Source organism: Lysinibacillus sp. FJAT-14222, from assembly GCF_001278875.1.
Classification (GTDB): domain Bacteria; phylum Bacillota; class Bacilli; order Bacillales_A; family Planococcaceae; genus Lysinibacillus; species Lysinibacillus agricola.
The window spans coordinates 1-21,271 of the sequence record NZ_LIYL01000065.1; the positions used below are offsets into that span (position 1 = coordinate 1).

At 35.6% G+C, this 21,271-nt stretch carries 20 protein-coding genes and 2 pseudogenes; 8 read left to right on the forward strand and 14 right to left on the reverse strand.

Annotated elements, in window-relative coordinates; translation table 11 throughout:
- Positions 1 to 273 precede the first annotated feature (273 nt).
- The 3 genes from AN161_RS26035 to AN161_RS26045 are packed head-to-tail and all read right to left on the reverse strand — an operon-like array spanning position 274 to position 1,528.
- Positions 274 to 591, reverse strand: coding sequence for a YbjQ family protein (locus AN161_RS26035; protein WP_053597222.1), 318 nt, complete (start codon positions 589 to 591; stop codon positions 274 to 276).
- A gap of 12 nt (positions 592 to 603) precedes the next feature.
- Complete coding sequence (locus AN161_RS26040) at positions 604 to 1,083, reverse strand: nucleoside 2-deoxyribosyltransferase (protein ID WP_053597223.1); 480 nt, start codon at positions 1,081 to 1,083, stop codon at positions 604 to 606.
- 10 nt (positions 1,084 to 1,093) lie between these two features.
- Positions 1,094 to 1,528 (reverse strand): GNAT family N-acetyltransferase, encoded by a 435-nt coding sequence (locus AN161_RS26045; protein ID WP_053597224.1) that lies wholly within the window; start codon positions 1,526 to 1,528, stop codon positions 1,094 to 1,096.
- 308 nt (positions 1,529 to 1,836) lie between these two features.
- On the opposite strand from AN161_RS26045, the gene AN161_RS26050 reads away from it, so the two are divergent.
- The gene (locus AN161_RS26050; RefSeq protein WP_053597225.1) at positions 1,837 to 2,997 is read left to right on the forward strand and encodes an immunity 26/phosphotriesterase HocA family protein; all 1,161 of its coding nucleotides are present in this window, start codon (positions 1,837 to 1,839) and stop codon (positions 2,995 to 2,997) included.
- Between the two features lie 442 nt (positions 2,998 to 3,439).
- Here AN161_RS26050 and AN161_RS26055 read toward each other — a convergent pair whose 3' ends face one another.
- The 4 genes from AN161_RS26055 to AN161_RS26070 all read right to left on the reverse strand — a co-directional run bounded on the left by AN161_RS26055 (position 3,440) and on the right by AN161_RS26070 (position 7,131).
- Positions 3,440 to 3,964, reverse strand: a complete 525-nt coding sequence (locus tag AN161_RS26055) for a DUF4259 domain-containing protein (RefSeq protein WP_075807369.1) — start codon at positions 3,962 to 3,964, stop codon at positions 3,440 to 3,442.
- 104 nt (positions 3,965 to 4,068) lie between these two features.
- Positions 4,069 to 4,917: a metallophosphoesterase gene (locus tag AN161_RS26060; protein ID WP_053597226.1), complete on the reverse strand. Its 849-nt coding sequence runs from the start codon at positions 4,915 to 4,917 to the stop codon at positions 4,069 to 4,071.
- A 184-nt stretch (positions 4,918 to 5,101) separates the two neighbouring features.
- Positions 5,102 to 6,163, reverse strand: a complete 1,062-nt coding sequence (locus AN161_RS26065) for a suppressor of fused domain protein (RefSeq protein ID WP_053597227.1) — start codon at positions 6,161 to 6,163, stop codon at positions 5,102 to 5,104.
- Between the two features lie 383 nt (positions 6,164 to 6,546).
- Positions 6,547 to 7,131 carry a hypothetical protein gene (locus tag AN161_RS26070; RefSeq protein WP_241774659.1) on the reverse strand — a complete coding sequence of 195 codons (585 nt, stop codon included), beginning with the start codon at positions 7,129 to 7,131 and terminating at the stop codon, positions 6,547 to 6,549.
- Positions 7,132 to 7,756: 625 nt separating this feature from the next.
- Between AN161_RS26070 and AN161_RS30860 the strand changes: the two genes are divergently transcribed.
- From AN161_RS30860 to AN161_RS26085, 3 genes are all read left to right on the forward strand, one after another.
- The gene (locus AN161_RS30860) at positions 7,757 to 7,933 is read left to right on the forward strand and encodes a VOC family protein (protein WP_241774660.1); all 177 of its coding nucleotides are present in this window, start codon (positions 7,757 to 7,759) and stop codon (positions 7,931 to 7,933) included.
- A gap of 364 nt (positions 7,934 to 8,297) precedes the next feature.
- On the forward strand, positions 8,298 to 8,750 hold the full coding sequence (locus AN161_RS26080) for a hypothetical protein (protein ID WP_053597228.1): 453 nt from the start codon (positions 8,298 to 8,300) through the stop codon (positions 8,748 to 8,750).
- 328 nt (positions 8,751 to 9,078) lie between these two features.
- Positions 9,079 to 9,231, forward strand: coding sequence for a DUF4177 domain-containing protein (locus tag AN161_RS26085; RefSeq protein WP_241774661.1), 153 nt, complete (start codon positions 9,079 to 9,081; stop codon positions 9,229 to 9,231).
- A gap of 122 nt (positions 9,232 to 9,353) precedes the next feature.
- On the opposite strand, the gene AN161_RS26090 is transcribed toward AN161_RS26085, so the two are convergent.
- A complete protein-coding gene (locus AN161_RS26090) occupies positions 9,354 to 9,851 on the reverse strand; it encodes a DUF4303 domain-containing protein (RefSeq protein ID WP_053597229.1) in 498 nt (165 codons plus the stop codon).
- Positions 9,852 to 9,887: 36 nt separating this feature from the next.
- Positions 9,888 to 10,337 (reverse strand): DinB family protein, encoded by a 450-nt coding sequence (locus AN161_RS26095; protein ID WP_053597230.1) that lies wholly within the window; start codon positions 10,335 to 10,337, stop codon positions 9,888 to 9,890.
- Between the two features lie 165 nt (positions 10,338 to 10,502).
- Between AN161_RS26095 and AN161_RS26100 the strand changes: the two genes are divergently transcribed.
- Positions 10,503 to 10,880, forward strand: coding sequence for a VOC family protein (locus AN161_RS26100; protein WP_053597231.1), 378 nt, complete (start codon positions 10,503 to 10,505; stop codon positions 10,878 to 10,880).
- A gap of 325 nt (positions 10,881 to 11,205) precedes the next feature.
- On the opposite strand, the gene AN161_RS26105 is transcribed toward AN161_RS26100, so the two are convergent.
- Both AN161_RS26105 and AN161_RS26110 read right to left on the reverse strand, forming a co-directional pair.
- Positions 11,206 to 12,588 carry an amidase gene (locus AN161_RS26105; RefSeq protein WP_241774662.1) on the reverse strand — a complete coding sequence of 461 codons (1,383 nt, stop codon included), beginning with the start codon at positions 12,586 to 12,588 and terminating at the stop codon, positions 11,206 to 11,208.
- Positions 12,589 to 12,604: 16 nt separating this feature from the next.
- On the reverse strand, positions 12,605 to 13,918 hold the full coding sequence (locus tag AN161_RS26110) for an MFS transporter (RefSeq protein WP_053597232.1): 1,314 nt from the start codon (positions 13,916 to 13,918) through the stop codon (positions 12,605 to 12,607).
- Positions 13,919 to 14,167: 249 nt separating this feature from the next.
- On the opposite strand from AN161_RS26110, the gene AN161_RS26115 reads away from it, so the two are divergent.
- Positions 14,168 to 15,880, forward strand: coding sequence for a sigma 54-interacting transcriptional regulator (locus tag AN161_RS26115; protein WP_053597353.1), 1,713 nt, complete (start codon positions 14,168 to 14,170; stop codon positions 15,878 to 15,880).
- Between the two features lie 99 nt (positions 15,881 to 15,979).
- On the opposite strand, the pseudogene AN161_RS26120 reads toward AN161_RS26115, so the two are convergent.
- Positions 15,980 to 16,519: pseudogene (locus AN161_RS26120) on the reverse strand (IS3 family transposase); the annotation flags it as partial.
- A gap of 645 nt (positions 16,520 to 17,164) precedes the next feature.
- A complete protein-coding gene (locus AN161_RS26125; RefSeq protein ID WP_053597233.1) occupies positions 17,165 to 17,641 on the reverse strand; it encodes an ankyrin repeat domain-containing protein in 477 nt (158 codons plus the stop codon).
- Positions 17,642 to 18,178: 537 nt separating this feature from the next.
- Here AN161_RS26125 and AN161_RS26130 point away from each other — a divergent pair.
- Both AN161_RS26130 and AN161_RS28000 read left to right on the forward strand, forming a co-directional pair.
- Complete coding sequence (locus AN161_RS26130; RefSeq protein WP_053597234.1) at positions 18,179 to 18,655, forward strand: GNAT family N-acetyltransferase; 477 nt, start codon at positions 18,179 to 18,181, stop codon at positions 18,653 to 18,655.
- A gap of 270 nt (positions 18,656 to 18,925) precedes the next feature.
- Positions 18,926 to 18,988: pseudogene (locus tag AN161_RS28000) on the forward strand (glyoxalase); the annotation flags it as partial.
- 550 nt (positions 18,989 to 19,538) lie between these two features.
- On the opposite strand, the gene speD reads toward AN161_RS28000, so the two are convergent.
- Entirely contained in the window at positions 19,539 to 21,047 is a 1,509-nt protein-coding gene (gene speD, locus AN161_RS26135) for an adenosylmethionine decarboxylase (RefSeq protein WP_053597235.1), read from the reverse strand.
- Positions 21,048 to 21,271: the final 224 nt, after the last annotated feature.

Here is a 21,271-nt window from a genome sequence, read left to right on the forward strand (position 1 = left end):
ATAATACACGATTTCGCGTACGATGTTTTTATTTTTCTAAAGTGTTCAACTTGATTCTACTATTCGCCAAAAAAACAGAATTATACAAGTTAAAATAATTTTAAAAGGATTATCCATCTTTGATTTAAAGACCATCTCTACCACCATCACTTATAATTATAACCTTAATAGGTCACTTTAATATTTTTCTTTTTGGCAAATCTTGCTTCAATCAAAATCTTACCAACTATATGTGAAGGACTCCAATTTCGTTGATTGAAGCCCCTTACTAGATTATTCCTTTACTCTTACCGCTGTTCCGTATGCTAATACCTCTGATGTGCCATCCATGACAGAGGATGTAGAAAACCTTATCGCAACAATTGCATTTGCTCCTAGTTGTCTTGCTTCTTCTTCCATAGCTTGCGTAGCAATTTCTCGAGATCGAACGAGCATTTCTGCATATTCCTTCATCTCTCCTCCGACAATATTGCGAAGTCCCGCCATCATATCGCGACCAATATTTCTTGATTGTACCGAATTACCTTTTACCAAACCTATAGTTTCCACAATTTCTTTTCCAGCCAAAATATCTGTTGTTGATAATAGCATCCAAAGCTCCTCCTATTTTTTATATTTTTGAACGGCTTGGACAGCTTCAGCAATAGAAGTTGTAATCATGCCAGTGCGCTTAATCAAGCCAATAACAAATAAATTGCGATAAACAAACTGATTTTCAATTCCGTCCCGTACAAGTGCCTCTATTTTCATCATATTGTCCCGGCCTTGTTGACGAACATCTGTAAATACGCCTACGATTGGTCGATTCAGCATCGCAAATGCACCAATCTCTGCTGCCACACCCGAGTCAATCTCAACACCATCTAAAACGGCTACTAATACATCACTATTTTGTAGCATCTCTAAATCCGCTTGCGCAATTGCTAAACTATCTGCATATGCCGTTTTATCATTTATCGCATCATTCTCCTGTGGCACATATAATTCAATACCTGGTACTGCCTCTCGAATTGCCGCAGCGAGTTGCTCGTTGACTAAACGATCTCCTAAAGAAAATAATCCATTTGCTAAGTATGCCTTCATAATAAAACTCCTAATCCAATAATTTTTCAAATACGATTTTATGTCGATCTTTTGTATCGACAAATGTTGATACAATATCAAATCCGTGTTTAAGATTTGTTATGAGCATTGCTTTTCGCTCATTTCTACCATATGTACGAACTTTTTTAAAGCCTAGTGTCTGAAGATGCTCATGCTGCTTCCTCATTAACTGACTGGCAATTTCTTGACCACGTTTCTTTTCATGCACACCACCTAGCCAGCTATAAAAAACACCATCAGGATGTCTGAAGCCTAGTTTAAAGCCTATTATATCTTCCTTCTCAACTGCTAATAAACAAATCAACCCTTCTTTACTTTCAAGTTTTTCTAGTAGTAAATTTGCTCCATCAAATACATGTGCATGAATTTCCTGTAATTGATTCAACCAATCATATGGTACGCCTTCAACTGTAACAATATGCATTTTTATCACCCCAATCGTGTATAGTCATTAATTATAGCAGAAAAGGTTTAACAATAAGGCTTGAACATTGCATATTCATTTGTGTTGGAGGTTTTCTGCAAAAAAGTTTTAATTAGAAGTTGAACTCATTCTGATGCGGAGGGGTGATGCTTAGATTATTTTTTCTCCCTTCTTCCCCCATGATCATTCTAAGTAATCGAAATTAACTATTTTATGGATATTTTCAAATATACTGTTTTCGTTGCAAGGCACATTAAGTATACTTGACATAATCCATTGATCTTTATCGCATAATAGGAGGTAATCTCATGACACCCATAAACAGTTGGTTGACAAATACGCTTCGTCCTTATTTCGGACTTCATTCGGTAGAAGAGCATTGGGATACGATTGAAATCAAAAATGGTTATTTCATCTGCATGGATGGTGATATCATTCGAAAACGTATCTCAGTTAGTGAGCAGGCCTATCAAGAAACGGATGTAGAGATCCCGACACGAAATCGTGAAGTAATTCTTCCTCAAACTGCCCGTGGTAAAGAGAAGAAAATGAATTATACCCATATTTCCAGCATTAAAGCGAACGGGGTTATTTTTTCTGCTGGCATGCGTACTGAGGATCTGCCATCCAGCTACATCATCGCTCGCAATACGAAAACCTTTTTCGAACTGCCACTGACCAACACGAAGAATTTAACGAGCAAAGAGGAAATCGTCGAATGGTTACATCGATATCCGTCAAAGTTGCCTACAGATTATAATCTGAAGCTGAACAAGCTAACAAGCAAAAAAAGCTTGCGCTATAAAGCTGTTCCAGGAGATATTTTCCGAGTAGAAATTGATTTATTTACAGACGGCTACGTACTCGTCATCGGAGATTTACGTCAAATGCAAAAAGATGGCCTGTTTGCCGAAGATAGTCTATGGAATAATGTAATGACGATGCCTCTTTTTATTCGACCTTATCTGTTCAAAACAACAAAACGCTTACCAAGTATGGAGGATATTACATCAACCCCATTATCTGAACAAACCTTGATTGTCATGGACGATCATTTTATGCGGGGTGGCTATGAAAAAGTTGGACACAAAACGCTAACCGAAACAGATATTCTCTTACCACTTGGTTACGGTATAAGCATCGATTATGGAAAAGAAGAACGCTACCGCCTTTCCTGGGGGACAGGAACAATTAGCAAGTCAGAACAAGAAACTTCTTTTAAGACAATAAGCCGTTTTTCTAATTATGGCGTACACGCAGGGATCGCTATCGAGTCGTTTGATACTGACAGAGGACAAGCTTTTTCACTGAATAATCCGCTATCTGCAAAGGAACGTAAGCAGGCACTCGCGGAATTTGGCTTTCCAGAGGATATTACATACGATGAATTTAACCGTCAAACAGGTGGACTGACCCGCTCGGAGTATTTGGATTACTTATCGAACAAATATCCCCGTTCCCGTAAATAAAGAAATTGATTTACACATGTCGTATGGTTTGAGATATCAGGACAGTTATCTCAAACTAGGTAGCTTTTGATTTGCTGCTCAAACACAGTATCATAGTAAAATTTACGCGGATAGCATTCTTCCTGTAACACCTTACAGAGTGCAGTTTGCCCCTCCTCGTAGCGAACGGCATATTCACATACATCGTAAAATTGTGTGATAATTGCTTTACTGATTGATCAGCTTGCATTGAGCTTACCCTCCATCCGAATCGAATCATATCGAGTTGGTCCAATGGAAAAAGAAAAATGAACAACATCACCTTATTGCATTAGGAGAATGGGGGTTTCATTATAACATCGTGTATGGGGACAATAAAATTATCTCTGATGACGAGAAAAAAATCTATTGCGTAGCTCTGTTCTTTTGTAGAGCTTTTCCTCTCTTGATAATATTTAAATTTTCAAGAGAGGAAATTAGCTTTATACATAAAAATGCTGGGGACCCTATACCAATGACATTTTAGAGAATGGTTTATTTCCTTTTCAACTCTATTGAATAGCCATTCTAAGTTAGATTTCCATTCAATCCAGCATTCTGATTCACGCCATAATTCAACGATTTCCCTAATACCATCAGCATCTGGAACTTCATCTCTAATATCAGCTAAATATTTTAAAATAAACTTCAATGATTCTTCATCTGCATTTATTGAGTGTATTTTTTCAAATTCGTCTTCAGCGTCATATAACTTCCCTGTATCAAGATACATTACATAGAGCTCCGCAAGCGCCATTGCACTTATATCGAAAACGAAATCAATCTCATCGAAGCTTTTTCCAAAAAACCCCTCGCGTTTCATCGTATTAATAACCTCAGACAGCTCTATATGATTTGATTCTAAATTATTTTGGATATAGTCCTCTAAAAAATCGACTACATCCAAACCTTCATCACTTTCTAATGGTTTATATCCCCATGCTCCCATAGTAAGACTCCTTTCATATTTAAAATATAATATTTCTTTGCTTCCCTAAAAACTATGAGAGAAGCTAGAATCATCTACATTATGGAGTTGCTTATAAATTATTTCTAATCTAGTGTCGCAGCTCTGAAAATAAAAGCGCGACCATCCGAATTTAAAATCTGCAGTCCTTCACTTGTTCCAGCTAATGCTGTGTCCCAATGAACATGACCACAGCAGACCAAAAGCTCAGCAGCATTTTGTAGTTCATTCCAAATATGCGAATTACCAGGAAGACCTTGAGAGCTAATTTCCGGACTTTCATGAAGTAGTAGGATATCGGGAGCTTGTTTTAAAATGTCTCTGAGCTTTGCCAAATAATCAGCTTCTCCCATCCGATTCGGTTTATCCGTCCTACCGATGATTCCTCCGAGTCCTGCTATTGCAAGATTTGCATGCATGATCGTACCCCCATCCGAGAAGAACTGGATACCTGAGGTAGAACCTAATTCGGCTTGTTCCTCATTCGTCAATAGGTCGTGATTTCCTGCGATGCCTGTGACAAATCCAAAATGACTCTGAAAAGCTCTCCATACCGGTAAAGGATTTCCGCTAGCACCTCTTTTACTTAAATCAGTATATAAGTCTCCACATAAGCACACCATCACCTTTGCTGGGTCCAAATCTGACAAATGGATTTGAAACAATAGGGAAAGCACTTCCGCAAGTTCCTCACCTAGTAACTTCCGTGTTTTTTCCATTTTTTCCTGTTTATTACCTGCGATGCCTTGTAAATCAGAAGCAATAATTAGCGCATCCAGCTCCTCTGGCAGTCCAAGCATCTCTCCCCAATAAATAGGAAGCCATTCATAAGAAATCCCTGCTCCCTTTGATGCAGCGGTAATGTATGGTATTTTCTCTAAAGGCTCCTTAGCAATATCAACGATTTTCAATGCTCTTTTTGTATGTTTCTTCATTTAAATACATCACCCTTAAAATTCCCCTTTTCTTGCTCTTCCGAATCTAAAGTTAGTCAGATTGCCCCTTTTGTATTTGCCCTGGTTCATAAAGTTCATTTCGTATCGATGAAAAAATCTCCCGCCTATACACAAACGAATTGCAACAATAGTACTGTTCGTTCTAGCGGGAGACTATATCCGATCATCCGATTGTTTCCACAACGTTTCCTTCCTGATCTTTAAGGTAGGTTTTTACAATTTGGAAGGAAAGCCCTGGGATAGAAGCTAACTCAAATTCGCTTTCCTGAGGCTTCAAGCTTTGACTAAGTTCAATGAGGGCCTTTTCATTCAAAGTAATGGTAACATCCTGTTCCTCCACACTGTACTCGGATTTTTCCCCTGGCTCAAATACAACTCGGATTTCTCGACCAACGAGGATAAGGCTTTTCCCTTTTAAAATTCGTCCGCGTAGTAGTTTGTCGATAATTCCTGCTTGCTTTGCCCCTAGCATAACTTTATCAAGATGTTTGCTGAACCATCCTTTTTTCCCCTGTTCCCAAGCTAGCTGATCCACGAATAAATAGCCGGTATTGGAGCCTTCCTCCTCCATTCCTCTTTCTACCGCCTCAGCAATAGATGGGATCTGTAAAAGCGATGTCCGAGATAAATCAGTTACATAGCTCGGGATAAACTCTACACCTGCATTTAGTACGCCTAAAGTATTCCAAATTTGCATCGCCTCAAGCTCATCGCCTGTAATCCCCACCATTTGAATAAATTCCAATTGACCATTTGGTGTATCAATAGCAGGTAATTCGGGATCCAACGTAAAAGCAAGCGCCGTCAAAAGTGTGTCAGCATCTAGGCAAATAGGGCCGTTTGCATCCAAATAATCACCCGATTTAAAAACATTGCCACTGTTAAAAACGTATCTTCCCATGTTTTGTAGCAAATTCAACGCCCAGGCTGGTGGCTCCTCCTCATCCTCATTACGTGCAAGACGAAATGTTAACTCAAACCCAAATCCGCTGTAGTCAGCATCCTCTGATTCTTTTTCATATAACTCAGAAAATCCATATGTAACAAAATGCCAGTGTGGAACTGGTGACTCACTTTTATAGGCGCTAATTCCTTGAAGTGGATCTTCGCCTCCTAATGAATATGGAAGAATAGTGCCATAATGCTTCGGCTCCTGTTCCCCGTAAATTTTTAATAATTCCTGATCAATCGCATCCCAACCAAATGCATTTACTTCTTCGCTCATCCTAACGCCTCCTATGTATTTTTGATTTTCAACTTTAAGGTAATTTATGGACTCGTTTCTTTGGTCTTTCAGGCTGTCAGGCCACATAAACCCGATTTCGCCCTACTACCTGACCAACTCCAGGTTTCTACAACACTATTTTTTCTTGTTATGTATGTTACTCATTATATTTAATTAAAGCTATATTTCCCTGAATACTACAAAGAGAATAATACTCATTTTATTACAGAATAGATTTATTTTCATTTAATCGGTGTTGGACTTCAAGTCAATCAGTTAAACTCAAGCTACCACAGTAGTGACCATAATGTGTTAAGCCTCGGTAGATGTCTAGACACGCCGAGGCGTTATGATAGCGAGGTTAAATGATTTGAGGGTTCTCCTTAACCGTATAACATTGCTGGTGCACGTACACCTTGTAAATAATCTGCAAGCTTCCCAGCATATACTTTTTCTAAATAAGGTAATTGTGCGATACAATGTGGTGTCATTAATGCTGGGTTTTGGTAAACTTCTAAACCTCCAACCTTTAAGAGCATCGCCACAAATTGTGAGCAAAAATAGGCACGCTCTCTTCGAACCTCCTTTTGCATCATAACCCCAAAGAGCCCAATAAAATTGTATTTATAGCGATCGCGATTCCAATACATATATCGTACGATTTTCATCATCTCTAAGTATTGATAATGGGAGATTCTACAACGATAAATTACACAATCAGCTGTTTCAAATAGCCCCCTTTCTGCATCTTCTTGCAAAAATCCACCACTTAAAGGATTGTTTAGTTGCCTGCGTCCAAAGCTATACATTTCAAAGAGTTCCTCATCGAAAGCAATGGATGCATGATTCATCTCTTTTCCAGTATACATGCCTATAGCTTTTGATAATAATGTACCTGTTTTTGTTAATACTATGTAAATGGTGTATGCCATTTCTTCACCTTCTTCAATATTCTTCGCTACTACCAATACGTTTTAAATCTTCAAATAGTTTCGTTAAATGCCTTTTTTTATAAGTATATAAAACAATGTTTAACTTTTTCTTAGCAGAAAATGAAGAATTTCTTAATTTTTATAAATCAATTGATTGTAAGAATCTATTTTTCCGCTACCTTTATTTATATGATTTTATTTGTATTCTTATGTAAAGGAAATTGCGGTATCGAATAAATCCGAACAGGTAAATGCTCTATCGGTACCTATCATTTTTGTTTTAAAACAAACGAAAGTCACTCATTTTTATGTTTCAAATGAGTGACTTTTTCATATTAGCAATTCTTCAACTTGTGTTTTTCACCAATATAGGCAAAACAAAGGTTAATAATAGCGAGAACAGATGCATTAAACTTGCCAATCCTCTATTTAATAAACTCTCTTTTTTCATTGTGCTGTTCCTCCAATAGCATAAAATATTTGATTGTTACCTTTTAAAGTAAGCAACTAAATTCATCATAAAAGGTGACGCTACTGGAGATTCAAGGACAAATGATAATTTTTTTATTAGACACTTATAAGAGAATTAGTGTTCGGATTTTATGTATAGGTGATTAATTTCATTTAAACTGTACAAAAGGAAGCGAAAAGAGAAAGAATAATGGAATTTCGTTTAGAATTATTTGTTGAAGATTTACATAAATCTATTAATTTTTATGAGGAAATTTTAGGTCTTACATTTTATAAGAAGACCGACATGAGTGCGATGATTAAAACGGAGAATTTTGCTTTATTATTAACAACTGATCAAGTTTTTAAAGAAGATCATTATTTTTAAAAAGGAGGTTTGAAACTAAAAGGAAAAGGTGTCGAAGTAATAATAATCTTTGATAATATCGAACAAGTATATCAACGTGTTCTTGATAAAAATTATCCAATAGAATCAAATCTTACAACGCAATCTTGAGGAATGAAAGATTTTCGTACTATCGATCCTGATGGCTAGTATTTGAATTTAACTTCACATATAAAGTAAAGCTTTAATCAGTGGGGGTTTTCCACTGATTATTAGTCTTCACCAATCGGGCTTTTATGGGTAGTTAATCTCCAACCTTTTTTACATGGAACTTTGTTAACATTTACTTTCATCTTCAAGCAAAAAGTGAGACATACTAACCACAGCAATTGAAAAGAGGTGCTATATGAAAAAACATTTTCTAATTTCATGCTTTTTTGCCGCCTTTATTATATCTCCAGTTCAAACAAATGCGATTACAATGCCTTGCAGTTTAATATTGGAGCCAGTTGATAAAAGCATGAAAAATGCAAAAGGTGAAGCACTGATTTATAAAGTGCAGTTGAATCCACCTAGTTTTGCACGGACAAATTTAAGTATCCTCGCTGTACACCTTCCCGAACCTTCATTTTACGGAGATTTTGATGGCTATGAAGGCTTTGCATTTATCCCTAAAGAGATTAGTTGGCGATTTAAACTCTATCCAACTTCAGAAGAATTAAGTCCAACTTGGGCAGGAAGATTTGATCCCATTACAGCTGAAATGAAGAACGTTGAAGTACAAGTACGACTCTCTAATTCCAAAAGTGGGAAGCTCGGACCAAGTGTTTTATCAAATAGTATCAGTAACTGTAAATAGTTTATCCAAATAGCAGCGTCATGCATTAAACCTCTAACTATCTATACGTGCAGGTTAATCCCAATACCATTCCACCAATGCCTCAATATATTTCCATCCTTAATTGTCCGTGCGATTATGCTATTCAGCTTTTTATATTTTAAATCTTTTATCTCAGACAATTCACCATACAAAATAGCTATCAAATCATAATAATAGTAGTGTAAAGCGAATTTAGCTTTGCATCTCCTGATTTGTTGGCTAGGGGTCACTCTGGTCCAGTGACCCTTTTTTAAAATACATTGGCGAAACCTTTCCCAATGTCATCCATACAATAGGTAGAGGTATAGTGAAAATCGAATTCACGAAGTTATCTAGTAAACCAAAATTAAATTATCAAGATGTTATTAAAGAAAAAGCAAAAGACGGCTGGAAATTCATACAATTAGTAGCTCCTGCATTAGCAACATCTGGTATAGGAACACGTCTTATTTCGAGCTGATTTTTGAAAGACCTATTAACTAGAGCCCCTTATATTTATCAAATTTAGGACATGTACTACAAGTTATTATTATATCTCCGGCTAAAAATCGCCACTATCAATAATACGAGATTGTTTACTGTTTAATGCTGCCAATTACGAATAAATGCAGGTAGGGACGGATGGTTCGGATTGCAACGTTTCGCTGACGCAAGCTCCAAATGTTCATCGTCATCATCATCAGTCACCGAAATAAAAGCCAAAATGTTTTCGTCAATAACACCCTCCCGCTTCAATTCATACATCGTATCATTCATCGCTTCATGAACCATCACTTTATGTTCAACAAATTCTTCATCTTCAACATACAATATTTTATCTAATAACTCACGACTCACCTTTGCTAGCATATCTGTATCATCGTAGTGTAAATATTCATCCTTCAAAAATCGATACTCTTCTGGGTCATCCTCATAATTCTTACCAATTTGAAGTAGCGATTTTTCTGTCCCCATAGTTAAATAAAGACTCCCACAATCTCCGTCTGTCACTAAAACAACAGCATATATTTGTTCATCCTTTAAGCCATTATACATTGCAGTATAAGCCTCTTGTACAGCTTGCTTGATTTTCTGTTTCATGTATACTCTCCTATGTAAAATTTTTCTCTACCAGATTTAAAATAAAGGTTTTTGAAATCCATTAAGATGAGCTATAAGTGCAATTTGTCCGATATGATAGGTTTCATGCATATATATATGATTAAATACCCAGTTCAATGTTGGTTCTGAAGGAGGTTTCCATCCATCATTAAAGTTTGGTACCTCAATTAACGTATGTAGCTCTGATATGTTTACTGAGTGTAAAATTTTATCAGTATAATGCCTGATCTGAATATATCCATTCAATATTTCCTTCGGTGAACTTTCTTCGTTTAGGTTTAGAATACATTTATTTTTCATGGCAATTTCATTAATCCAATAATCCTCACTGCTTGCAATGTGAGCAATAATCCATGCAAGTGTCTTTGGATAAACATCGGACTTTAAAAACCAATCATTTTTATCAAGCTTTTTTAAGTAAGGAATTAAAGTTTTTCTAGCGTCATTTCTATATGGGTAAAGCATGAGACAACTCCCCTTCTTTAATCGAATTCCCCTCTATAATTTTATAGCCTCCACATACTCTTTCAAAAAGTTATTCTATATTTTTCCCAATTCAAGTAAAATGGTAATAAAATTACTGCCCGTTAGTGCGAGATAAAATAAGTATTATCTTAAGGAAGGTCGAATATGAAAATAACACATTTAGATCATTTAGTTTTGACTGTAAAAAATATTGATAAAACATGCTCGTTTTATACACAAGCTTTAGGAATGGAAATGGTCACATTTAGGGAGGGCAGAAAAGCCCTTAGTTTTGGACAACAAAAAATTAATTTACATGAGGTTGGAAAAGAATTTGAACCAAAAGCTGCAAAGCCTACGTCTGGTAGTGCTGATTTATGTTTAATAACAGATGTTCCTTTACTGGATGTAATAAATCATTTTAAGAAGTTAGGAATTGCAATTGAAGAAGGTCCTATCCAAAGAACAGGTGCTATCGGTCCAATTACTTCTGTTTATATTCGTGATCCAGATGATAATTTAATTGAAGTTGCAAACTATTAAGCCGTTGTTAAGATTAAACTAGGACTCACTTTGACTTGGCGGAACCCCAATAAGAAAACAATGTTGTAATTTCAGTAATTAGCCTTTGGAATTGGGTTGATGTTTGTCGAAGAGAAAAAGAAAGCTTAATAGATAATATTTTATTGATGTTATTACTGCTGTAAATGATAATGGCAGTTTGTAAAATGTCAATCAGTGAAGGCCTCTACTCACCTCCACTGATATTTTTGTCAAGCGTTTTGTTATTCATCAGCAAATTTACACAATTTTTCTGCTGTGTTTACATGTAAAAGAACGAATAACTAATGGGTTATCTGAAGTCTTTTCACTTTGACGAAAAATTAATACTCAAAGCTTCTTCCAACGCTTCCCCAAACTGATATAAAGTCGCTTCTTCTTCATGTTTAGCGATTAATTGAACGCCAATTGGCAATCCGTTTTTCGCCTTTCCACAGGGAATCGATAAGGATGGATTTCCTGTGTAATTTGTTGGAGATGTTAATCTTAATAAAGCATCTTGAACGGATTCTGTCGTATCCTCTATAACAATTTTTCGTTCTCCTATATTAGGAGCCGTAGTAGGGAGCGTAGGTGCAATTAAAACATCAATCTGACTAAATACGTCATTATATTGAGCAATTAACTTATTTCTTTTTAGCTGCGATAACGCATATTCATAACCTTTAACTCGCTGACTATTGACTAATCTTTGATAGACTTCTTCATCCACTTCATTTTTATGATTAATGATTGTGTCTATGTGTACAGCCGAAGCCTCTGATTTAATGGTGATGGATTGTGCTTCTGCAATTTCTTTCATTACAGGGATATTAACCTCTTTCACGGTTACTTGCAAATCTTTTAATATACTTATACATTTATTCACTGCACTTTTTACTTCTTCATCGACCCGATTAAAATAGAAAGAATTGATCCCTACTGTCCTACCACTCAATTTTTTGCCAATTAATCTTAAATAGTCTTCTTTATCTTTTATTAACGAATACGGATCTTCAGAATCATATCCCGCAATAATATTTAATAATATTGCACTATCTTTGACTGTTTTTGTGATGGGACCAGTGTGATCCAGTGTATAAGCAAGTTGGAAAACGCCTGCTTTACTTACTAAACCAAATGTTGGTTTCATCCCGACAACCCCACATGCGGATGATGGAATACGAATAGAGCCACCTGTATCTGTACCGATAGATGCTGCCACCATATTAGCGGCGACTGCAGCAGCAGACCCACTGCTAGAACCACCAGACATTTTCTCTAGATCATGGGGGTTTCGGCATGGACCGAAATAGGAACGATCCCCTGTTGGACCATAGGCAAACTCATGTGTATTGGTCTTGCCAATGATGACCGCTCCTGCCGCTATTAATTTTTTAATAACTGTCGCATCATAAGTTGGAATAAAGGTCTCATATATTTTTGAACCCATGGTTGTTCTTATTTTTTTCGTATAAACCAAATCTTTGATAGCTACTGGTATTCCATGTAGGGGCCCTCGTATATTCCCTTCTATTAATTCCGCTTCTAATATTTTTGCCTGATTTAATGCTTCATTTTCTGAAACGGTAATAAATGAATTATTTGTAGGATTTTCTTCATAAATCTTTTTTAAAGATTGATTCACCAAATCAACAGGCGAAATCTCTTTCTTTTGAATCCGTTTACCAGTTGTAACTATATCCATCATCAAAATCACCTCCTGCTTAAACGACAGCAATATTTTTAGATTTTCTCTTACCAGGTTTTACAAATAGCATAGCTACCATCCCGATCACAGAAGCAACTGCAGCAGCTGTGAACATGGAAGAATAGCCATAACTGATGACTAAAAATCCAGTCAGGGTAGGAGCAATAATTGTTGCAGTATTTGTAATGAAATGGGTAATACCGCCAAATGTACCCGCTCTATTCGGTTCTGTATCAATGATGACAGACCAGTAGACTGAGTTTGGCAAAGAGTTAAATGCATTTCCGATTGTCATCAATAGCATGACACCAGCGATGGAATTAGCACTAGGAATTAACATAAAGCAACATGCAGTTAATAATAACGAAACTACAGCTAGGCCTGACCTGGCAATTCTTAAATTTCCTGTCTTCATTCTTAAATAATCCGAAAGTTTCCCACCTAATAGAACGGTAAAACATGCACCGATCCATGGAATCATCCCTAAATACCATAAAGATGATAATTGGAATCCGAATTCATCTTGTAAGTATTTTGGTGTCCATGTTAAAAGCAAAAAGTTAATATATTGGAATGCAAAGTATCCAATCGCATTAAAAACTAAAGTTGGATTTTTAAAAAAGTGATACCATCTAATATTGATTTTTTCTTCTGCTTCAACGAGTTGTTCATCTGGAAGTAAATCACTCTTTGAACGAATTTTTTCAAGTTCCTCTTTTGTTACTTTAGGATGTTCCTCAGGTAAGTTGGTGAACATCTTAGTCCAAATAACAACCCATATCAATCCTAAAGCTGCTAAGAAGAGAAACATTATTTTCCAGCTAGTGACTGATAAAAGAAATACTGCAACAGGAGCTGTAAGCATTGCACCGAGAGGCGTTCCTAGCAAACCTAAAGATACCGCAAAGCCTCTTTCTTTTGGTGTCGCCCAGTTTGCTACTGTTTTATTAATAGTTGAGAATGTTGGGCCTTCAAAAAATCCAAATAAAATCCGGATAAATGCAAAACCAAAAAGGGCTGAACCGCCAAATAAAGCGATGCCAATTTCGCCTGCAAAGGCAGTAGCCATAACAAAAATCGACCAACCGATTCCGATGATTATCCAGACAAATTTTGGTCCCTTTTTATCAGCTAATGCACCACCAAACAGTGCTCCAAATAAATATCCATATCCAAAGTAACCTAATACAGCACCCCAAGCGATTGTATTAAAACCAAATTCAGCAATAATTTGCTCAGACGCATATGAAATGGCTCCGCGGTCAATGTAGTTAATGATAACCATCAGAACCATCATGAACAAAATGTTATAACGATAACTATGTTTCATCCGTATAATCCTCCTCAAGTCGACTAGATTTTTTACCGTTCACTTAATCCTCAATAAAAGTCTTTTAATGATTCCTCCTCTCTAATAATTACTACTGCAAGTTTCGTGCCAAAATCCATTCAACTACAATTTTGCCTGGTAGTATTGATAATGTACAAAAATCACTATATGATAATTTTAAAAAACATGCTTTTTTGCACGATTATTATGCAAAAAAGCATGAAAGTTGTGAGGGGAATATAATTGGATATGGAAATGTCTATAGAATCAGCCATCAATTCGTTGCGAACGGGCTATATTATGACAGATAACAGAGGAAATATACAATATATGAATAATAAAGGAGCTGGGCTTCTTCAGGTTGATAAAAATAAAATCATAACAAAATCCATTTTTAGTTTAATTCCGGCCATGAATAAAAATATGCTTTCTGATAAGGCTCATTTTTTTAATGATGTTTATTATTCAGACCGTAAATTCTTCTTCAATTATTCGCCCATTTATTCAGAGAAAAAAAATGAACTGATAGGCGGCTCATTTTTATTTAACGAAGAACACTATTATGAAGTCTTTTTAAAAGAATTAGATGCTTACAAAAATTTAAATAGTGATTTAAAAGCGATATTTGATATATCGTATGATGTTATTTACGTATCGGATGAAAATGGAACCACACTGCGAGTTAGCTCTGCTTGTAAAAAGCTATGGGGGAAAGAGAAAGAGGAATTAATCGGAAAAAACGTATATGAACTTGAAAAGTCCGGAATTTTTAAACCTTCCGTTACAAGACTAGTACTGGAAAGAAAAGAAACCGTCTCTCTTATCCAAGAGACTCAGACAGGAAGACGGTTGATGGTTGTTGGCACTCCTATTAAAGATGAGAACGGGGAAATAACTAGAGTCGTTAACGCTTCTCGAGATATTACAGCTGTAAATCGTCTACAAACAGAATTAAATGAAACCAAACAGTTGATGGAAGGTTACAAAAAAGAACTTGAATATTTACGAAGTAAAACTAGTAAGAATAATGATATTGTATATCAAAGCATTGAAATGGAACGTGTTATTTCGCTTGCCCAAAAAGTAGCAAACGTGGATTCAACAGTATTAATTTTAGGTGAAACTGGTGTTGGTAAAGATGTAATTGCTAATTATATACATCGCTCCAGTGAGCGTACCGATAAACCTTTCATCGCGATAAATTGTGGTGCTATTCCAAAAGATCTGCTTGAATCAGAATTATTCGGGTATGAAAAAGGGGCTTTTACAGGCGCAGCTAAACAAAAACGAGGTTTATTAGAATTAGCGAATAATGGAACTCTATTTCTTGATGAAATTGGTGAGATGCCGCTGACTCTACAAATTAAATTATTACGTTTCCTTCAGGAGCAAAAATTTACTAGAATTGGCGGGATAGAACAAATTAACGTAAATATACGGATTATTACCGCTACAAATCGAGACTTATTTGAAGAAGTAAAAAAAGGCAAATTTCGTGAAGATCTTTATTATCGTTTAAACGTTATTCCAATTAAAATTCCTCCTTTACGAAATCGTAAGGATGATATTTTATCTCTTATTCACCATTTTCTTCATATATTTAACGAAAAATATGCGCGGTCTAAAACATTTTCGATTGGTGTAATCGAATTACTGCAACAATATGATTGGCCTGGTAATATAAGAGAGCTGCAAAACATTATTGAAAGACTAGTCGTTTTAGCTGAAAACGACGTGATAGACAAAGCAGATTTAGATGCGTTTTTAATTCCAGCGGGGCACAGACACTCGGAGAATGTTGTTGTTAATAATATTATTCCTTTAAAAAAATGTATAAAAGCCGCTGAAGAACAGCTGCTCAAATTAGCAAAACAGAGATATAAAACAGCTACTAAAATTGCCGAAGTGCTCGAAGTGAATCAATCAACGATTAGTAGAAAATTAAAAAGCTTAGATAAGTGAGTAAAGTGTGCCCTTTGTAAAGGACATTTTGAAAAAAAACTAGGTAACTTGTTGGAGCTGCTGTCTGTATTTTGCAAGCGGTAGCTTTTTCAAATTCCATTACCCTCGATAGTGATTGTAATAAATCATGTAACGCTTTATTTCCTGTTTCACTTCTTCTAGTGTCTGGCATTCTTTCACGTTCGTCTCATCTTTAAAATGCCCAAAGAAAGATTCTTGTGGGGCGTTATCCCAACAGTTTCCTCGACGCGACATTGATTGCCCTAATCCCATTTTTCTCACAAGTTTTTGGAATTGTGGATTCGTATAATGGAATCCCTGATCTGAATGTATAAAGGCATCTTCTGTTAAATGATGGTGTTTCTTCAATTGATGAAGCGTATTTAAGGCAATGTCGATACTTAATGACGACGACACTTCATACGCTAAAATTTCATTCGTTTCAGCATCTTTAATCGTTGATAAATAAGCGCGTTTACTGCCTCCGTACGTTAAATATGGGATATCCGTTAATAACACTTTTCCTGCGACACCTTGTTTAAAGTTACGTTACAATTTATTTGGACACGTACGATGTTCTTTTGTCACTTTTGCCATACGTCGAGTTGGATTTGCTTTTCGAATTGGGCAAATGATTTTTTTCATGACCATACCTGTCAAAGGCTCTTCTTTTTTATATACTGTAAAAACTTTATTTTTGCCTTCTTCTTTTGCTTCGCTTAATGCATACGCTATTTCCTCAAGCTCAAATTCAGCATCACGTTCTAAATACATTTTTGCTGCAGTAGTCAGTTTCATCTCTCCTTATCAAAATAAGAGCATTCGTTTGACAATATAATAGAACAAATATTCCTATTTTGGCAAGAGAATAATTAAAATATTTTTAGTGTATTTCTAAAATAGTTTGCCTTATGATTAAATCTTCATCAAATATAGCTGTTGTTATTTTTAATTTGCCCTATTGTATGATATAATTCCTTTACTGACTAACCTAAGTAAGTCGATAACCAACCACTATTGAGCTGTAGCGATGCCGTATGCTACAGCTTTTTTGTAATAAAATGTGGACAAATACTATTTATTTGTACGTCTCTTTGCAAATATGGAAATATTCCATCTTTATCCCAACCAATTAATTTCAACTTCAAATCTGTTGAGTTTGGCATAACTTCTATATCCAAGTTACAACCACATTTATGGCACCATATAGGGTCAGCACCTATTATCCTTCAACTTTTAACTCATACATTTCTTTTGGCTTACAAAAATAAGGCTGTAATTTACTTAAACATTTTTTAATAATTCTTTAATGATAAGTGTTTCTTCCCTGCTTTTAGCTATATCTAACGCAATTTTCCCAAAAACATTCTTAATTTCTGGGTTTGCTCCTCTTTTTAGAAGTAATTGAATAATATCGATGCGTTCCTCACCTTCTGAAACTTGTGTAAGTAAAGGAGTATCTCCATCATTTGCAGTGATATCTATAAATGCCCCATGATCTAATAGACATTCAGCTACTTCTGGGTAAAGTACTATATGTAGTGGAGAAATCCCCTCATCATTTCTCGAATTTACATCGACACCTAAGGCAAGTAAATATTTAACAAGGTCTAGATTTTCGGTACTTACAGCAGCATGTAATAAAGTAAAACCATATTCATCTTTACTTAAAGCTAAGCTTGGATTTTCGTTTAAAATATCTTTTACTTCTTCAAACTGGTCTGTCTCTACTAAATCATATAAGTCAAGAAAATCATTCATACATTCTTCTCCTTCATTTCAATTTTTTCGGATCATCACCATAACGTGTGGTTGATTTCCGTTCCGACTGGCGCTTTCTTAGAGTCGCCCAGCCTTCACTCCAATCAACTTATATATATGGCATACGTTTTAACAATTGCCATCCACAACTTTTGGTGATGAGCCATTTTTTCTCTATTATTATAATGTTTTGATTAATATTTTCCTAATCAAAACAATGTCAACTTCCTATCCCTTACATTGATAAAGTTTTTTGTCTCACATCTTCATTTCCATCCATTGAAGCTTTTTCTTAACTCTCATTGGAATGAAAGATATTAAAAATCTTACTACTTTGATTCTAAGCTTTATGACAATGGCTCTCTTATTGCTTCTAGCTGCCATCATTTCTTTCATTTTATTTATTGGTAATTTGTTTAGTTAGTAGTGCTACGTGGAAACACCAAGGGCATCTTCGTTATTATTTACATTTATAAACCAAGCCTCTTGACGAACATTTGTTCCGATATTAAAATAATAAAAAAAGGAGGCTATTTTATGCAAAAAACGAACACCATTGAATTAGTACATTTCTCAGAAGAGTTTGTGGATATTTTGAATGACTTTGAGCTTCCGGAAGAACAAAGTCGATTTACTGCCCTTCCTAAAGAGATTTCTATAGAAATGGTTGGACAATATCCAATCGTTATTTTGAGTGATAATGTGCCTGTTGGATTTTTTGTCCTGCACGCAACTGAAAGAGTTAAAGAGTACTCTAATAATCCAAACGCTATGCTACTTACTGCACTATCTATTGATCATAAACAACAAGGAAATGGGTATGCCAAAAAAGGGATGTTGGTACTGCCTGAATTTATTAAGAAAAAATTTAAAGGTTGTAACGAAGTTGTTTTAGTCGTTAATCATAAAAATATTCCCGCTCAAAATTTGTATTTAAAAGTTGGCTTTGTCGATAATGGGGAAAGAAGAATGGGACGTATTGGCGAGCAAATTATTATGAACCTATACATCTAATAATTGTAGAAATGGATCTTCAAAAATCACTCATCATGACTTTTACATGAGTTAAAGTAATATCATTAATACACCAGTAATGAGGTATTTTTAAGCTGAACTAATTCAAACAATTTAGTTCAGCTTTTATTTGAATAAAAATGAAAATTGACATATTTAAGAAGTATCCGTACTCTACAAGTAGATGTCTATAATTTTTATTCAAACTAACGGAGCAACCTAGTTGAAGAAAGAAACTTAACATTTAAAGACAGACAGGAGTTAGATACGATGATAAAAGGTTTCGGAGGAATATTTTGGAGAACTAAGAATCTTGATGTTATAAAAAAATGGTAGAATTGGAATGGGACTGTGAATGTTAATAACACCTTTTTCATAAAGCATCTCCTAATCTAAAGTCTTTTAAAACTTATAGATTGAATATTCGACAAATATTCCCAAACATCTTCATACTCCTCTTACAGAACAAATTTCTTTAATCGAAGTGATGTGTTAGTTTCCGTCATTGTATGAATAAGAACTTTGAACAAGAAACGCTCTAATAAATACCTCATCTGTTTTAAATTGAATGCTATCGAGAAACGCAAACTAAGCAAAATAATTTTGGGTGTCCTAATTAATAGATTGAATATTCCGCTCCGTTGCCTATATTTGAGTCCCCTTATTTAGTTAACATAATGTTTTTATTTTATACCAATTATTTTTTCCTCAAGTTCACATGGTAGCTCTGTGTAAACCTTAAACCTCTTGCTTCCACTCCTTAAGAAGCTTAAGGCGCTCCGGTAATTTCGCTGTCCCCCAGCTCCTCTCGCTTCAATCAAGTAAAAATACAAAAACAGGAGAAGAAAACAATTTGTTTTCTTTTCCTGTTTCATTTTAAGAGTTATGGTTTACCTCGATGCAGGTAATGTTGTGTGGCATTTCCTGCATTAAATTGCTCAGTAATATATTGAACAGCGTCTTGTAGAGCTAATTTACTGTTACACGTGAAAACATCTATTGCCGCATAACCGTACTCTGGCCACGTATGAATCGTTAAATGTGATTCTTGAATAATGACTACACCGCTAACCCCGTAAGGTGAAAAATGATGGAAATGTTCGGTCACAATTGTTGCCTTTGCTATATGGGCAGCTTGACACATAATCTTTTTAATTTGTTGTACGTCATTGAGCAATGCATCATTGCAATCGTGCAACTCTAATAAAATATGATGCCCTAATGCATGCTGGGATTGTGATTTTTCTACTGTTCTCTTAATTTGTGAAAACCTGTTATTTTTGCAATTCGGGCAACCACTGGCTTGAAGCTGAGCAATCGTGCTGTATGGATAGCCAGCTCCGACTGTAAGTGCGTGCTGACAATGGATACACTGATATACGACGGATTTCCGCTCAATTTCTCCTGTGTAAATTGGTCGCGTAAATTTACGCTGATTAGGAATGTAGGAAGTCATTTGTTCTGTTGCTTGTAATACGAACAATTGGCTTGTAGCGCCTAAAATCTGCGCACCTTCATAAGTGTTTATCTCGTATTGAATACTGTCAATCACGAAGCCCATAGCATGTAAGCTTTGCTGTAGTTGCCACTGCTTTTGATAGCTACGTTTAGCGTAGGAAAAAAACACATGTCGCATTGCTTCTGGCTTTAATGCGTTAATCGCACGTGATAAAAAAAGCTGTGCGCCAATCAAGGTATACGGTGTATCTGTATATACGCAATCAAACTGGTCAGCGTATGTTTTAGGCAAAGGCTCCTGAACGTTATAATAATCTGTTTTAATCGGAAGCTCATAGTCTTTAGCTATTTTGCTAATCGTACATAAAATTCGTCTATCAATATCTAACACAACAATTTTAGTTGTAGAATTTGGAGCGATTTTCTTTAGTAAAAACGCTAATGCAATACTGATGAAATCATCATCGCCTAAACACAAAATGCGCTTATTGAGTAGCATCGTATAGTCTAGTGCGAGCAATGCACGTTTTAAGGCTGTCTCAACCGTACATTTTGCTTGATCAATTGCCACGTCAGCTTTGGGTCTAGCATCATAAATAGTGCTTAATTCGCTTATATTTTGTGTAATCCATTCCGTACGAAATGCATCATCTGTCGTTAATTGAAGGTAGAGTTTAGCATCAGCACCTGAGAGTTGAAAATATTGCGAAATAGCGAGCTGGCCTTTTTTCGTTAAGCTATGTTTACCCCAACCTTGTTTGGCAAATTCTTGCTTCATTGCTGAAACGATAGGTATTGGTAAGTCTGTCGTATGAGCTAAAGATTTAGTTGTGCAATTTTTATGGAAATATAAATCAAGTAGAGCTTTTTCTAATGTGTGATAATGTTCTTCAAGCTGCATATCAGCTGTAATTTGTTGTAATTGTTTTTGCATTGTAGATTCGTCCTCTCAATTTTAATAAGTAAAAAATTAAAATTGTCTAAATCAACGAATAGAAAAAGCGCGACTAAAACTAGTCGCGCTAAATGTTCATACGAAGCTAACTAATTCTAATCTTGCTTTTTTGCACAACAAATAACACCTCTATATAAGTGGTTTGTTCGACAAAATTAAGCTATAACGTTGATTCAGATTAGAATTCTACAATTAACAAAAAG

Bases quoted from the DNA above. Each gene is read 5' to 3' on its own strand.
- AN161_RS26130 (WP_053597234.1), top strand. From the start codon at position 18,179: ATGCAAAAAACGAACACCATTGAATTAGTACATTTCTCAGAAGAGTTT.
- AN161_RS26080 (WP_053597228.1), top strand. From the start codon at position 8,298: ATGAAAAAACATTTTCTAATTTCATGCTTTTTTGCCGCCTTTATTATA.
- AN161_RS30860 (WP_241774660.1), top strand. From the start codon at position 7,757: ATGGAATTTCGTTTAGAATTATTTGTTGAAGATTTACATAAATCTATT.
- AN161_RS26065 (WP_053597227.1), bottom strand. From the start codon at position 6,163: ATGAGCGAAGAAGTAAATGCATTTGGTTGGGATGCGATTGATCAGGAA.
- AN161_RS26125 (WP_053597233.1), bottom strand. From the start codon at position 17,641: ATGAATGATTTTCTTGACTTATATGATTTAGTAGAGACAGACCAGTTT.
- AN161_RS26110 (WP_053597232.1), bottom strand. From the start codon at position 13,918: ATGAAACATAGTTATCGTTATAACATTTTGTTCATGATGGTTCTGATG.
- AN161_RS26100 (WP_053597231.1), top strand. From the start codon at position 10,503: ATGAAAATAACACATTTAGATCATTTAGTTTTGACTGTAAAAAATATT.
- AN161_RS26055 (WP_075807369.1), bottom strand. From the start codon at position 3,964: ATGGGAGCATGGGGATATAAACCATTAGAAAGTGATGAAGGTTTGGAT.
- AN161_RS26115 (WP_053597353.1), top strand. From the start codon at position 14,168: ATGGAAATGTCTATAGAATCAGCCATCAATTCGTTGCGAACGGGCTAT.
- AN161_RS26040 (WP_053597223.1), bottom strand. From the start codon at position 1,083: ATGAAGGCATACTTAGCAAATGGATTATTTTCTTTAGGAGATCGTTTA.
- AN161_RS26050 (WP_053597225.1), top strand. From the start codon at position 1,837: ATGACACCCATAAACAGTTGGTTGACAAATACGCTTCGTCCTTATTTC.
- AN161_RS26105 (WP_241774662.1), bottom strand. From the start codon at position 12,588: ATGATGGATATAGTTACAACTGGTAAACGGATTCAAAAGAAAGAGATT.
- AN161_RS26035 (WP_053597222.1), bottom strand. From the start codon at position 591: ATGCTATTATCAACAACAGATATTTTGGCTGGAAAAGAAATTGTGGAA.
- AN161_RS26090 (WP_053597229.1), bottom strand. From the start codon at position 9,851: ATGAAACAGAAAATCAAGCAAGCTGTACAAGAGGCTTATACTGCAATG.
- speD (WP_053597235.1), bottom strand. From the start codon at position 21,047: ATGCAAAAACAATTACAACAAATTACAGCTGATATGCAGCTTGAAGAA.
- AN161_RS26045 (WP_053597224.1), bottom strand. From the start codon at position 1,528: ATGCATATTGTTACAGTTGAAGGCGTACCATATGATTGGTTGAATCAA.
- AN161_RS26060 (WP_053597226.1), bottom strand. From the start codon at position 4,917: ATGAAGAAACATACAAAAAGAGCATTGAAAATCGTTGATATTGCTAAG.
- AN161_RS26095 (WP_053597230.1), bottom strand. From the start codon at position 10,337: ATGCTTTACCCATATAGAAATGACGCTAGAAAAACTTTAATTCCTTAC.